The sequence below is a fragment of the Natrononativus sp. DTA114 genome (genome assembly GCF_059736515.1).
On record NZ_JCASSN010000005.1, the window covers coordinates 22,064 to 35,233 of the forward strand.

Consider the following 13,170-nt stretch of genomic DNA (forward strand, 5'->3'; position numbering starts at 1 on the left):
ACCATTCTCAATCAATCTTTGGTCACACTATGAAGAGGCGATATCACGGAGCGGACGGGTCATCCACCCTCACGTGAGGCTGGGCAGGTTGCTCGTCCATCGTCCGCTCCAGGTCGACTGTGATCGTCGTCCCAGATGGGTGGTTCTCGGCGACCGAGAGTTCAGCCCCGTAACGTTCTGCGAGTGAACAAACGATGTAGAGGCCGTATCCGTCCTCGGTATACTCTGCGAAATCGAACCGGTCGGTGAGCAACTGCTGTGTTCGCTCGGGCAGGCCAGGCCCATTGTCTGTGATACCGACTGCGATCCGCCGTTCTGTTCCCGTTACCGAGACAGACACCTGCGGGGTCGATTTGTCGTTGTGGACGACGGCGTTCGTCAACAGATTATAGAAGAGCGAGGAAAGCATTTCATCCGCCTGAACTGTGACGTCCGGAACCTCGGTTTCGATTGCGATAGTCGCATCCTCGAAGGCCGCGTCGACAACGGTGATCTGGTTCTCGAGAACTGGTTGAATTTCGACAGGCTCCGGGCTTCGCTCGTGGTGGGCGATCGCCTGGAGGATGTCACCGACCGTCTCGGTGAGATCGACGACGTGCTCACAGTTCTGTCTGACCCGTTCCGTAGATTCCAGTAACTGCGTCTGTGTTTCAGGGTCGATCGTGTCGAGTGTCTCGAGGTCCGAATCGACTCGACGGAGTAATCCAAGGACGAGATCCATCTCGTTTCGGATATCGTGTCGAACCAGTTGATTCAATAACTCGCTTTGCTCGTTTCGCAACTCGAGCGATCGCTCGTATCGCTTCTGAGACGTGACGTCTCGGAGGACAACGACGCGGCCGACGACGGAGTCCTGTGATTGCAGTCGCTGGGATCGGACCGAAAACACGCGAGACGTCTCTCCTCTCGTAATCTCGATCACCTGTTCATCATCGTGATCGATGCTATCGGTTGGGAGGATACGCTCGGCCGATTGGCCGACTGGAGACGTCGATAACCGCAGCAATTTCTCGACGCTGTCGTTCGTCTGAACGACGGTACCCGTCGAGTCGAGAACGAGGATTCCGTCCGGCGAGTTCCGCATCGTCGTCGTGTACGCGATCAACGGCAGATTGAGCAAGCGATACCGGAACGTAGCGATCCCAAGAACGGCGACAGAGACGCCTGCTGCGGACGGAACGAGGTTGACCGCTTCGTGGCCAAACGGGGGAATACCAACGACAGTCATGACACTCGCGGCGATCGGTGCGATAACGGCGACAGAGATCAGTGCTGCTTGCGGGTAGTACGCCCGCCCCGTTCGTATCGTCTCGTAAATCACGATACTGAGTGTAACTCCCGCCATGAGAACAGCGTACGTGAAGCTGAGTGCGACGCTTGCCGGGCCGCGTTCCGTGCGCAGAATTATCAGATCACTCGTTTCGATCAGGCGAGTCTCCAGGATTGCGATGTTGCCCGGGTTTGTGAACAATAGGGTGAGGAAGACGACCGGAACGACGAACAACCCCGCAGCGATCGGACGCGTAAGCCAGTTGCTGCGGTCGGTGTACGCGAGTACAAACAACACCAGTAGCGGACCGACTGCTGCACTCCCGATATGGAGAAGGCGGTAGCTGTGAAATTTAATGGTCGGGTCAGTACTGAGAAGCTTGAGAGCGGCGAATGCCGTCCAGATCGTAATTGCCACAGTCATCGCTGCAAACGTAAGGAGCGTTGTCGACTGCCCACGGTGTCGGATCTGGACGACCGTATACACACCTAACGTGAGCGAAAGCGCGGTCGCGAAAAGAATAGGGTACGCGAATGTGGTGTGTTGCCACGCCATACCAAATTCGTTGAACAGGAGTCATATAGTAATTCCGGTAAAATCAATTATAGTCACTGACAATCGCTGTCAGTTTAGCACATGGCGGCGGTTCCGGTAATATCCCCGTGTTGTGTAATTCAGTTGATTGGTCGGAGATATCTACTAGCTCCGGTGGAAAAGATCCTCTGTGACCTCCATCGTGACCCGAATCGAGTCCGTGTCTAAACGGGTAACGACGATATCGAGACGAGAGTAACACTGCGGACAGATCGCCTGTATGCGGATTTCCGCTTCCGTGACCTCCGGTCTGCTGATCGTGCGAAGCCTGTCGAAGTCGTTTGTCGGTTCGCGACAGCATGGATATCGTTGCCCCCCCTGTTGTTGTCCCATTGGGTACCCCATCTTTTGAATTGAAAACGTGGCTGTAAGTTCGTTTACTCGAATATATGCAATTACAAACACAAACATAGTACATTAATTCGATAGCATTGGGTTGGGGCGACGAGAGAATCGCCACACTTTCACTGTGCTCGGGAGTCACTACGCCAATTGAGGTACAATCGAATCCCACAGAAGTGTCAGACTCCATGCCGATCTCGCAACCGGCTTGCCAGTGGAAGTTCCGGTTATTTTTCCTTCCTCGTAGCGGTTTTCCTATGAGGCAGATAAGCAGGCGAACGGCACTCACACTGCTCGGGTCGGGGTTCGCTCTCTACGTCGCTGGAGGCGCACTTGCCCAGAAAGACGAGGAGGAACCGGACTACGGCGACTGGTTCGAAGACGTCGAGAACTACGAGGAAACCGAGGATCTGACCGACGAGGACGAAGTCACCGTCGAGGTCGGGGCCGGCGACGACGGCTTCGAGTTCGAGCCGCCCGCGATCCGTATCGCCCAGGAGACGACCGTCACCTGGGAGTGGACCGGCGAAGGTGGCCAGCACAACGTCGTCCACTCCCCGGAAGACGAGGAGGACGAAGAGATCGAAGACGCAACTGAGGCGGACGAACCCGTCTTCGAAAGCGATCTCGAGGACGAGGAGGGGTTCACCTTCGAACACGACTTCGAAGACGAGGAGTCGGGGACGTACCTCTACGTCTGTGAAGTCCACCGCGAACAAGGGATGAAGGGCGCGGTCGTCCTCGAGGAGTAGTTGACAAACGGCGGTCCGGGCCGGGACCTGTTCCGCCGTTGGACGCTGGACTAGTTCGTCGCGTCGTCCGTGTCGACGCCGATAGTGACCACGTCGGTCCCGAACGGCTGGAGAGTGTCCTCGAAGGTCGCCGTCAGTTCGGTGTTCGGGAAGAACCCGAGCACGCGGGCGGTCGTCTCACCGGTGTTCTCGAGCGCGTGGGGGACCATCTCGGGGACGATCGCACACGCACCGTCTGTAAGCTCGAGGGTGTCCTCGCCGATCGTCGCCTCGACGCTGCCGGCCGTGACGACCAGCAGTTCCTCGTTGCTGTCGCGGTGGGTCGGAAGGTAGTTCCCCGGTTCGATCTCGAGACAGACGAGCATGAGGTTCTCGCCGTCTACCTCGCTCGCATTCGGCGTCCCCGGCGAGAGCGGGAAGTAGCCGCGGAGTCGCGCCCGATCGTCGCCTTCCTGCCAGACGTCGACTCCGTCGAACTGGTAGAGGTCGATCGCTCGAGCGGGGTGGTTCTGTGTGTCGGTTGTCGTAGCCATGCATCTCACTCCATGTGATTCTCCGAGCATGCGAGGAAGGATCAAAGAACTCCGCTAGCTGCCCTGGAATCACTGTGCAGTAGGCTCGCACGGCGCATAACCGTTGCGCGACTCGACTCGAGATTGGTGGTCGAGCTGAGACTCACCACGAGACTGTGTCCGTGTCGCAGCTCGATTCGAGACAGCGACTCGCGTTGCGGTTCGCTCGGACCGGCGCACGAACGATCCTTCGAGCGCAAAAAGCGACGTCTAGAGGACGTACTGGTTTGCAACCTCCTCCGGCGAGATCACGTCGAGGTCACCGGCGTCTCGCAGTTCCGCGAGGCGCGAGGCCAGCGCCTCGAGGGACTCGGTGTCCTCCTCGTCGGTCATGTAGTAGACGATCGTCGTGAGCCCGCCGTGTTCGGCGGTCCAGTCGAGCGCGTCGACGACATCGTTTGCGTCGAGGTTCCGCCGACCCACCTCTCCCGAGATGCGGGTGAGGGTGTAGGGGTTGGCCGCCCAGCCCTGGGACCGGTGGCGACCCGCCCAGCCGAGTTCGTAGTTATCCTCGACGAGTCCGAACATCTCCTCGTTGTATCGGCCGCCGGGGAACGCGTAGTAGTTCGCGTCGTCGTAACCGTGTTCGTCGAACCACTCGAGGGGGCTGAGGACCTCGGATTCGATCTCGTCCTCGCTGTACGTGTCCATGTGAAGCCCGCGCGCACCGACGGTGCCGAGCGACCAGCCGGCGTCGACGAGTTCCTCAAGCTGGCTCTCGGTCAGCCGAGAGCCGTCGGTTCCGCTGGTGGGACGGATTCTGGAGGTGGGAACGAACGTCGAGGCCGTCAGGTCGTGCGCCTCGAGGATCGGGAAGGCGTGCGTGTAGTCCGACTCGTGACCGCCCTGGAACTGGATCATCACCTGCCCCGTGTTGATCTGCGGGACGAAGTGGAGGTCGTCGACCCAGAGCTCACCTTCGTGTTCGTCACCGGTCCAGTAGATGAGCTGGATCTCGGTGATCTCGCTCATATCGATGTCCCCGGAGACGCTCGTGAACCCGAAGTTGTGTCGGTGGAACGGGTGGTCCATGTGGACGTGCTGGCGGTACTGGGCGACGTTGCCGTCGGCGTCGTGGAGCTGAATCGACGGCGTCGCCGCTCTCGCCGCCTCGCTGGTCGCGAGCGCCAGTCCGGGGACGAGTCCTTCGACGTCGATCGGGTCCTCGAGTTCCCGGGCGATCCGGACCTGATCCTCCGATTCTGCCGTCGACAGGTACGCCGACTGCGAGCCCTCGTAGGAGAATCCCGTGTCCGGCGCGAGCGATCCGAGGATCGTCTGCCAGGCCCCCAGATCCTCGAAGTCGTCGAAGGTGCCCACGAGATCCGGGTGGTCGTCCTCGCCGTTCTCTTCGTCCTCGCCGTTGGCTTCGGGGTCATCGTCCCCGTTGGCTTCGGGGTCGTCGTCCCCGTTAGCTTCCGGGTCGTCGTCGGTGGTGTTCGTGTCGTTGTTGACGTCGTCGCCGCCCATACAGCCGGCGAGTGTCGCCGCGGCGGTCGCTGAGGCCGCCGTGAGATAGGTTCGTCGTTTCATGGAAGGCCGTACCTCCCTCGAAACCGGCTCACCTGTTTGTTATTCGGAGCGTGATTCTCTTCCGGCGGTGACTACGGGAGCCGGGACGGTCCGACAACAATCAGCGCTGGAGCTGTAGGGCCGGTGGCTCCGTGCGGGCCCGATCTACCCACTGTGACGGTCATCGACGCCTCACAGCCACACCCTACCCGACCGTAGGCGCTCGTTTCGGTGGTCTGGAGAGAGACGTCAACTCAGGTTCCGACCTCGAATCAGATCAGTCGATTCGCATGCCGGTTTCGGAACGTTTGAGACGATCAGCCGGAAACAGTGACTGTGGCCCGCGCCCGACTCTTCGCCTCCCTCTGTGGACTCGTCTTCTTTCTCAATCTCGCGAGGATCATCTTCGCACCGCTGCTGGACGTGTTTATCGCCGAGTTCGCCATCGGCGAGGCGACTGCTGGGCTCATCGTTACCCTGACATGGGTCGGGAGCGCCTCCCTTCGCCTCCCGACCGGCTGGGTGCTAACGAAAGTCCCCCGCCACCACGTCGTCCTCGGCTCCGGTGTGATCCTCGCGGGCTCCTCGGCTATCGCAGCGACTGCGACGACCGTCCCACACCTCATGGTCGGTGCCTTTCTCATGGGAATCGCCTCCGGCGTCTACTTCGTCTCGGCGAACCCGCTGTTGAGCGAACTCTACCCCGATCGCGTCGGCCGGGTTCTCGGGATCCACGGAGCGGCCAGCCAGCTCGCCGCGGTGGTCGCCGCCCCGTTCGTCGTCCTCACACTGCTCGTCGACTGGCGCCTCTCGCTGTGGACGATCGCAGTCGGTGCGGCGGTCCTCACGGCATATACGTGGCTCGCCGCACGAAAGACCGATCTCCCCCGGGCGGGTGACGCCGACCGCGACTTCGTCGGCGGCGCGCTCTCCGAGTGGCGGATCATCGCGACGGCGCTGGCGCTCGTCGGACTGACGTCCTTCATCTGGCAGGGTGTGTTCAACTTCTACGAACTGTACATGCAGTCAAAGGGGCTCTCGAGCGCCGCTTCGGGAGCGATGCTTACGGTCGTCTTCGCCGCCGGCGTCCCCGCATTCTTCTTCGGCGGGGATCTGGCCGACCGCCTTCCACACGTCCCGTACCTGCTGGGGATCATCGGGGCGTTCGCCGCGAGTCTCCTGGCATCGACCGTCATCGACGGCTTGTTCGGATTGATCGTGATCAGCGCGGCCCTCGGCTTCGTTATCCACGCGTTGTTTCCGGCGGTCGACACTTACCTGCTCGATACGCTTCCCGACTCGACGCGGGGGAGCGCCTACGCGGTCTTCAGTTCCATCTGGGTGCTGGCCCAGTCGCTCGGATCGCTCGGACTGGGCGTGCTCATCGAGGAGGGGTACGGTTACGATTCGGTCTTCGCCGGCGCCGCACTCACCCTCGGCGTGACGATCGTCGTTCTCATCGTACTCGAGCGGGCCGGCCGGCTTCCCGGATGAGTTGATTCCCTATGTCGCCTGGAACGCAGTCTTGGGGGCTGATACGGTCAAAAAGACCATCAAATCGCCGACAATCGTTATGGCTGCAGACGTGGTCCACCATACTATGACCCCACAGGCCGAAAAGCGACGGGCACCGGCGATCTGCGATCACTGTGGCTCCGTGTACACCGTTCGCGTTCTCCCGGACGGAACGCTCGAGCCGATCGGCGCAGTAGCGTGTTCGTGCGGGAGCGACGAGTTTCATGTCGTTACTTAGAGAGCTAGCAGATCCGGAACAGGCCGAGTGCCGCCCGAGAGTGGTACTTGGTCTGTTCGTGCTCACACGATTCGAGCGCCTTCTCGAGATGGTCGTCTCCCCCACAGTCGTCGGGGCCACTACCGTCCAGAATCGGCTCCCTCCGGTGGCGAGGTATGGCGGCTATCTGGATCTCGAATCCTCGCTCGAGTCCGGAGGCTCGGGCGCACTTGACGATTCGTCGCCCGACCGGGCTAACTCGTTACCGGGGCCGACGTCCTCGCCCTCCTGGATCGCCTGGGCTTCCCGCTCCATCGCTTCGACGTCCATGTCGGCTTCCTCGTCGATCTCGCCGATCATCTCGCTGATGTCGTCGAGCCCGATGAGTTCGCGGGTTTCGTCGTCGAACTCGAGGCTGTCGAGCACCTGGCCGTCCTCCTTGATGTCGCTGCCCGAGAGGTGTTTGCCGTAGCGTCCGAGCATCGAGGACAGTTCCTGCGGGAGAACGACGGTCGTCGACTCGCTCTGGCCGATTTCGGCGAGCGTGTCCATCCCCATGTCGATGATCGCGCGTTCGCCCATCGATTCGGCGGCGCGGGCGCGCAGGACCGTCGAAATCGCGTCACCCTGCGCCTCGAGAATCTGGCTTTGCTTTTCCCCTTGTGCCCGAATGATATTCGACTGCTTGTCACCCTCCGCACGCTCGACGGCGCTGCGGCGTTCACCCTGTGCCTCGAGAATCATGGCGCGTCGACTCCGTTCGGCGGAGGTTTGCTGTTCCATCGCTCCTTTGACGTCTCGGGAGGGCGTCACCTCGCGAACTTCGACGGCTTCGATGCGGATCCCCCACTCGTCGGTTGGTTCGTCGAGTTCGGTCCGAATGCGCGCGTTGATCTGGTCGCGTCGGCTCAGCGTATCGTCGAGTTCCATGTCCCCGAGCACCGCCCGAAGGGTCGTCTGCGCGAGGTTCGACACCGCCCGCTCGTAGTCGTCGACCTCGAGAAACGCCCGTTTGGCGTCCATCACCCGGATGTAGATGACGGCGTCGGCCGTGACCGGCGAGTTGTCCCGGGTGATCGCCTCCTGGGAAGGGACGTCGATCGTCTGGGTCCGGATGTCGAAGCGGTGGACCCGGGAGACGAACGGCGGCACGACGTTGAGTCCGGGCTCGAGGAGTTTCCGGTACTCGCCGAAGACGGTGAGTGCGCCTCGGTCGTAGGCGTCGACGAACGTAACCATCTGCCAGACGGTGATGACCGCGACGAGGACGACGAGCGCGGTAACGCCGAGGGCCAGTTCGCCGACCTGCAGGGGGTGCTGGAGAAACGCGATCATTGTGCGGATATAGTCCTCTCAGCCGGATAGCTCTTGGCCCTCTTTGGAGCCGGTATATCGTCCTCAACTAGCCCCCCTGACAGATGCCGCAGATATCGTACAGAGTGGACGCATGAGACGCACCCGCTCGGTGTGTACTGCGTGGTCCCGGTTCCGTCGCTACTCACTGGCACTGATGCTGATAAACTCGAAGTCGTCCGACCGCGTCTCGAAGCGGTCGATAGCGAACGGCTCGAGCGGGAAGTGTCTCCTCGCCGGTCAGCACCGACCGGATCGCGGTCGCGGCGACGGGCGCAGTCATCACGCCCCTGCCGTTGAACCCAGTCGCGACCAGCAGTCCGTCAGGGGCGTCGGCTGGCACATCGAGGATCGGCCGCGTGTCCGGCGTAGCGCCGTCGACGACCGCCCAGTCGCCGACGTACCCTGCATCTTCGAACCCCTCGAGGAACGTCGGGACGAGGTCGGCGACGTGGTGGCGCAACAACTCGTCGGCGCTCCCGCTCGCTCCCTCGGGATCGTCTTCGGCGAGCGAAAAGCCGCCGATGAGTTGGACGGCCGATACAGAGCCATTCAGCCTGTCACCACGGACAATTCTCGACAGGATTCACCACTGGCGGACGAAACCGCCGCTCTGGATATTGGCGCGAACAACCTCGTCGCCTGTACGACCACGACCGGCCAGCAGTATCTGTACGAAGGGCGAGACCTCTTCGAGCGGTTCCGCGAGACAACGCGCCGAATCGCGGACCACCAATCGACGGTGAAGCGAGAAGAAGGCCGGTACACGTCGAAGCGGATTCGACGGCTGTACCGCCGACGGACGCGACGGCGCGATCATGCGATGGACGCACTCGCTCGCGGCCTGTTCGGACGGTTGCACGCCGAGGGCGTTTCAACGGCGTACGTCGGCGACTTAACCGACGTACTGGAAACGCACTGGTCGGTCCGGGCGAACGCGAAGACGCACAACTTCTGGGCGTTCCGTGCATTCGTGAAGCGTCTCGCGTGTACTGCCGAGGAGTTCGGTATCACCGTCGAAGTCCGCCCAGAAGCGTGGACCTCCCAGGAGTGTCCGGACTGCGGGTCGACCGAGGACACGACTCGGCATCAGGACACGCTCACCTGTCCGTGTGGCTTCGAGGGCCACGCGGACCTCACGGCGTCGGAGACGTTCCTTCGACGTCACGAATCGAACGTACCACGGCCGATGGCACGGCCCGTATGCCTCAAGTGGGACGACCACCGATGGTCGGCGTCACTCCGCGCTCACCGTCCCAACGAGGAGCATACAGACCAGAGTATCCGACGATCGGCGTAGGAGAAAGTTGCCTCCGTGGGGGCTGGTGCTGATGCCAGACCCCCAACGCGAAGAATCCCACGGCTTCAGCCGTGTGGAGGATGTCAAAAAACCGCACAGAACAGCTAGTCGAGTCGAAGCAGACCGAGCGCCTCTCGAATGTGATATTTCGCCTGCTCGTTTTCGCTCGCGGCCAAGGCCTTCTCGAGGTGGTCGTCGATCCGCTCGCCACCATCTTGCTTCTCCGACTCGTCGTACTCGAGGAAATCCCCCATAACAGACACATATATTACGTATACACGGATGCTCCTTGAGCATGAACTTTCAAGTCATTTATCACATGATATTCTCCCCGCGTTCACGCCAAGTCCCAGACCACGTCGGAGTAATAGGAGTCGTGGCCCACAATCAGTTCCAGCGGTGCGAAACGATACCCGCGATGATCGGGTCCGGTCGGGAATAACTCAAGGCCAAAGCGGAACGCTCGGTGACGCAACAGGTAATTTGTTCGGTCGAGTCGATAGTACACCCGAATGGCCCTCCTCGAAAATCTCACGCTAGTTTTCGTCGCCGGCCTCCTAACGGCGTTGGCGACCGGACTGGGCGCGATACCGTTTTTCTTCTTCGACGAACTCAGCGAGCGGCGAAGCGTCGTCCTCTGGGGGCTCTCCTCCGGAATCATGGTATCCGCCTCCGTGTTCGGGCTGATCGACGAGGGACTCGCCGAAGGAACAGCCCTCGAGATCGGCGCTGGCCTGGCGGTAGGTGTGTTACTGGTGGCCGTCGCACGCGACGTTCTGGTGAACACGGAGATCGATCCGCACGAATACGAGGAAGCGGACTTCAAAAAGCTCGTACTCATTCTCGGAATCCTCACCGTTCACAGCTTCCCAGAAGGTATCGCCATCGGCGTCTCCTTCGCCGATCTCGGACTCGAGGGAGGGGCGGAGCTGCTCGGATTTACGATTCCGCTTCTGGCCGTGTTCATGACGGTCGCGATCTCCATCCATAACGTCCCCGAGGGAACCGCGATCTCGATCCCACTGAAATCGATGGGGGTTCCCAACTGGAAACTCGTGTGGTGGGCCGTGTTCTCGAGTCTCCCACAACCGATCGGCGCCGTGCTCGCGTTCGCGTTCGTTCGGGTCGCACGGGAGTTTCTACCCTTCGGCTTCGGCTTCGCCGCGGGCGCGATGATCTATCTCGTGTTGACGGAGTTCGTTCCCGAGGCACTCGAGATTGGGAGTGGGCTCCCGAACGGCGGCAAACCCGAACTTACTGTCGGGATCGCGGTCGGGATTCTCCTCATGGTTCCGCTCGCTTTTATCTGAATGGCGAACTACCTCACACGCGGGAGTGATCAATTACACATGAGGGTGGTTCGCAGCGGCCGACAGGAGACCCCGGACACCGAGTGAAAATTTTACCACCGATAGAGATGACGGTTTCGATCAGGCACCCCTCGAAACGAGTGAAAATACCAAGCGGAGACACCCCGGATACCGAGTGAAATTGCGGACGGTTACTATTCGTCGACGACGATGGAGACACCCCAGATACCGAGTGAAATGGCGAGGGTGTCACCCATCGCCGACGGCGGACGGGACACCCCAGACACCGAGTGAAAAATAGATAGTACACCCCCGACAGACCGTTTCGTTCGGTTCCAAAGATACAGAATTTCGGAGGGGATCAGTCACCACCCACACCCCTCGCACCGAGTGAAGATGAAATCAGGTACCCCCTCGGGATAGACGTTGAATAACGGCCGAAACACCACTCCGATAGCACGACAACAACGTTGTGACTAGCAATGCAACGGGTGAACAAAGCGTCACCACGCCGGTCGGTTCGTATTATTATATAACTAGGTGTAGAAGCAATACATACATACATAGACAGCCTCCAGATGGACTGAAACCACCGAACTGTTCTACACGTCTCTCTTCTTTATATACAGCATCCAATCTCGAGGACGAACCCACTCCCAGTCTCCCGCATCTTCACTCGGTGCCTGGGGTGGGTGTCAAGCCATATTCTCTCGAAGATCATGTTTTACACCGGTTATAGATGGCAGGTTCTGGGTTTTCACTCGGTACAGAGCCCCGTAGGTTTATAGTCCAACACTGAGAGAGTCAGCTATGACACAAGGAAGTCGCTCGCGTGGTGGTTCGGTATGAGCCGAGACCCTCAACGCGAGGATTCCAGCACGGAGGATGTCAAGAACCGTGAGCCCGGCTCTGACAACGACCTCTTCAAGACGGGTGACATTTTCGCTCGTCGCGAACTCTTGCGCGTCGGGCACGTCCCGGAGCGCGATCGTATCGTGGGTCGAGACACCGAACTGCAAAACGTCGGACGGGCACTCGGCCCCGCTATCGACGGCGGTCCCCCTTCGAACATCGTCATTTACGGAAAGACGGGAACCGGAAAGTCACTCGTCGCACGCCACGTTACCCAGCGTGCCCGAGAACGAGCCGTCTCGAACGACATCCGGTTCAGCCACGTCTACGTCGACTGTTCTGACGCGGATACGGAAACGCGCGTCGCTCGGGAGATAACGACGCAGCTCGCGGCGGAAACCCCCGCTGCGCCGACGATCCCGGACAAGGGAATCGGCGCTAACGAGTACTATCGCTACCTCTGGGACCTCCTCGAGGCCCGTGACGTCTGTATCGTTCTCCTCGACGAGATCGACATCCTCCGCGACGATGACGTGCTAATGCAGCTTTCCCGGGCCGAGGAAACCGGGAAAACTGACTGCTATCTCGGCGTAATATCCATCAGTAACAAAATCGAGTTCCGGGATCGACTCAGCGAACGTATCGATTCGAGCCTCCAGGACGAAGATATCATCTTTCAACCCTACGACGCCGATCAGTTACGGACGATACTCGAGAATCGCCGCGACGCGTTCGAACCGGACGTACTCAGAGACGGCGTGATTCCCAAAGTCGCCGCGCTCGCCGCGCGGGAACACGGCGACGCGCGGAAAGCGATCAATATCCTGCAGAAAGCCGGCGAACTCGCCGAGCGGGAAAACGACGACCACGTCACCGAAGTGCACGTCGAACGCGGACAACGCAAAGCGGAGGTACAACGGTTTCAGGAACTCGTCTCGGGATCGACGCCGCACGTCAAGTACCTCCTCCGAGCGCTGGCGAAACTCACGGAGAGTCGCGAGGGCGATGCGTTTTCGACCCACGAGATCTATCAGGTGTATCGGAGCATCGCGGCCGCCGAGGGGAGCGATCCGTTGAGCCAGGATCGTGTGTACCGTCTCCTGAAAGAACAGTCCTTCCTGGGCGTTACTGAGTCCCGGCATACGGGCGGTGGTCACAGCGAGGGGAGCTACCTCGAGCACCGACTCATGCGCGGGACGGACGTCGTGCTCGCTGCGCTCACGGAGTAGCCAGTAGCGACCAGTAGCAGAATATTTATAATATATTATCTATGTTGTAATCATATCCGATGTTCGATCTGACCGGATTCCAACGCGACCTCCTGTACGTCACCGCAGGACTCGAGGAGCCACACGGGCTTGCGATTCAAGAAGAACTCGAAGAGTACTACGGGAAAGCGATCCATCACGGGCGACTCTACCCGAACCTCGATACGCTCGTGGAAAAGGGACTCATCGACAAGGGGGTCAAAGACAAGCGGACCAATATCTACACACTCACACGGCGTGGGCAACGCGAACTCGAGGATCGCCGCGAGTGGGAAACGCAGTACGTCGACAACCTCTGACGACACCGGGGAGC

At 60.4% G+C, this 13,170-nt stretch carries 12 protein-coding genes and 1 pseudogene; 7 read left to right on the forward strand and 6 right to left on the reverse strand.

The features are described from left to right. Positions 1-43 precede the first annotated feature (43 nt). On the reverse strand, positions 44-1,825 hold the full coding sequence (locus tag AC6I6S_RS17730; RefSeq protein WP_497951998.1) for a sensor histidine kinase: 1,782 nt from the start codon (positions 1,823-1,825) through the stop codon (positions 44-46). Positions 1,826-2,463: 638 nt separating this feature from the next. Between AC6I6S_RS17730 and AC6I6S_RS17735 the strand changes: the two genes are divergently transcribed. Continuing rightward, complete coding sequence (locus tag AC6I6S_RS17735) at positions 2,464-2,958, forward strand: halocyanin domain-containing protein (protein WP_497951999.1); 495 nt, start codon at positions 2,464-2,466, stop codon at positions 2,956-2,958. A gap of 50 nt (positions 2,959-3,008) precedes the next feature. Here AC6I6S_RS17735 and AC6I6S_RS17740 read toward each other — a convergent pair whose 3' ends face one another. Together AC6I6S_RS17740 and AC6I6S_RS17745 are read right to left on the reverse strand one after the other, a co-directional pair. Further along, the gene (locus AC6I6S_RS17740) at positions 3,009-3,491 is read right to left on the reverse strand and encodes a cupin domain-containing protein (RefSeq protein ID WP_497952000.1); all 483 of its coding nucleotides are present in this window, start codon (positions 3,489-3,491) and stop codon (positions 3,009-3,011) included. A 249-nt stretch (positions 3,492-3,740) separates the two neighbouring features. Beyond that, a complete protein-coding gene (locus AC6I6S_RS17745; RefSeq protein ID WP_497952002.1) occupies positions 3,741-5,063 on the reverse strand; it encodes a polysaccharide deacetylase family protein in 1,323 nt (440 codons plus the stop codon). A gap of 315 nt (positions 5,064-5,378) precedes the next feature. On the opposite strand from AC6I6S_RS17745, the gene AC6I6S_RS17750 reads away from it, so the two are divergent. Together AC6I6S_RS17750 and AC6I6S_RS17755 are read left to right on the forward strand one after the other, a co-directional pair. Further along, positions 5,379-6,536: an MFS transporter gene (locus AC6I6S_RS17750; RefSeq protein ID WP_497952003.1), complete on the forward strand. Its 1,158-nt coding sequence runs from the start codon at positions 5,379-5,381 to the stop codon at positions 6,534-6,536. Between the two features lie 106 nt (positions 6,537-6,642). Then, on the forward strand, positions 6,643-6,795 hold the full coding sequence (locus tag AC6I6S_RS17755) for a hypothetical protein (protein ID WP_497952005.1): 153 nt from the start codon (positions 6,643-6,645) through the stop codon (positions 6,793-6,795). A gap of 162 nt (positions 6,796-6,957) precedes the next feature. Here the strand turns inward: AC6I6S_RS17755 and AC6I6S_RS17760 are convergent, their stop codons facing one another. Together AC6I6S_RS17760 and AC6I6S_RS17765 are read right to left on the reverse strand one after the other, a co-directional pair. Continuing rightward, positions 6,958-8,109: an SPFH domain-containing protein gene (locus AC6I6S_RS17760; RefSeq protein WP_497952006.1), complete on the reverse strand. Its 1,152-nt coding sequence runs from the start codon at positions 8,107-8,109 to the stop codon at positions 6,958-6,960. A 163-nt stretch (positions 8,110-8,272) separates the two neighbouring features. Next, positions 8,273-8,593, reverse strand: coding sequence for a hypothetical protein (locus tag AC6I6S_RS17765; RefSeq protein ID WP_497952008.1), 321 nt, complete (start codon positions 8,591-8,593; stop codon positions 8,273-8,275). A gap of 78 nt (positions 8,594-8,671) precedes the next feature. Between AC6I6S_RS17765 and AC6I6S_RS17770 the strand changes: the two are divergent. Next, positions 8,672-9,535 (forward strand): annotated as a pseudogene (locus AC6I6S_RS17770) (RNA-guided endonuclease TnpB family protein); the annotation flags it as partial. On the opposite strand, the gene AC6I6S_RS17775 reads toward AC6I6S_RS17770, so the two are convergent. Further along, the gene (locus AC6I6S_RS17775) at positions 9,532-9,681 is read right to left on the reverse strand and encodes a hypothetical protein (protein WP_497952009.1); all 150 of its coding nucleotides are present in this window, start codon (positions 9,679-9,681) and stop codon (positions 9,532-9,534) included. The pseudogene AC6I6S_RS17770 and the gene AC6I6S_RS17775 overlap by 4 nt on opposite strands. A gap of 258 nt (positions 9,682-9,939) precedes the next feature. On the opposite strand from AC6I6S_RS17775, the gene AC6I6S_RS17780 reads away from it, so the two are divergent. From AC6I6S_RS17780 to AC6I6S_RS17790, 3 genes are all read left to right on the forward strand, one after another. Next, positions 9,940-10,737, forward strand: a complete 798-nt coding sequence (locus AC6I6S_RS17780) for a ZIP family metal transporter (protein WP_497952010.1) — start codon at positions 9,940-9,942, stop codon at positions 10,735-10,737. An 845-nt stretch (positions 10,738-11,582) separates the two neighbouring features. Beyond that, positions 11,583-12,818, forward strand: a complete 1,236-nt coding sequence (locus tag AC6I6S_RS17785) for an orc1/cdc6 family replication initiation protein (RefSeq protein WP_497952011.1) — start codon at positions 11,583-11,585, stop codon at positions 12,816-12,818. A gap of 59 nt (positions 12,819-12,877) precedes the next feature. Next, a complete protein-coding gene (locus AC6I6S_RS17790) occupies positions 12,878-13,156 on the forward strand; it encodes a PadR family transcriptional regulator (RefSeq protein WP_497952013.1) in 279 nt (92 codons plus the stop codon). Positions 13,157-13,170: the final 14 nt, after the last annotated feature.

What these genes read in the sequence shown, in the direction of transcription:
- AC6I6S_RS17730 (WP_497951998.1), bottom strand. Translation starts at nt 1,825, where the DNA reads ATGGCGTGGCAACACACCACATTCGCGTACCCTATTCTTTTCGCGACC.
- AC6I6S_RS17735 (WP_497951999.1), top strand. Translation starts at nt 2,464, where the DNA reads ATGAGGCAGATAAGCAGGCGAACGGCACTCACACTGCTCGGGTCGGGG.
- AC6I6S_RS17740 (WP_497952000.1), bottom strand. Translation starts at nt 3,491, where the DNA reads ATGGCTACGACAACCGACACACAGAACCACCCCGCTCGAGCGATCGAC.
- AC6I6S_RS17745 (WP_497952002.1), bottom strand. Translation starts at nt 5,063, where the DNA reads ATGAAACGACGAACCTATCTCACGGCGGCCTCAGCGACCGCCGCGGCG.
- AC6I6S_RS17755 (WP_497952005.1), top strand. Translation starts at nt 6,643, where the DNA reads ATGACCCCACAGGCCGAAAAGCGACGGGCACCGGCGATCTGCGATCAC.
- AC6I6S_RS17760 (WP_497952006.1), bottom strand. Translation starts at nt 8,109, where the DNA reads ATGATCGCGTTTCTCCAGCACCCCCTGCAGGTCGGCGAACTGGCCCTC.
- AC6I6S_RS17775 (WP_497952009.1), bottom strand. Translation starts at nt 9,681, where the DNA reads ATGGGGGATTTCCTCGAGTACGACGAGTCGGAGAAGCAAGATGGTGGC.
- AC6I6S_RS17780 (WP_497952010.1), top strand. Translation starts at nt 9,940, where the DNA reads ATGGCCCTCCTCGAAAATCTCACGCTAGTTTTCGTCGCCGGCCTCCTA.
- AC6I6S_RS17785 (WP_497952011.1), top strand. Translation starts at nt 11,583, where the DNA reads ATGAGCCGAGACCCTCAACGCGAGGATTCCAGCACGGAGGATGTCAAG.
- AC6I6S_RS17790 (WP_497952013.1), top strand. Translation starts at nt 12,878, where the DNA reads ATGTTCGATCTGACCGGATTCCAACGCGACCTCCTGTACGTCACCGCA.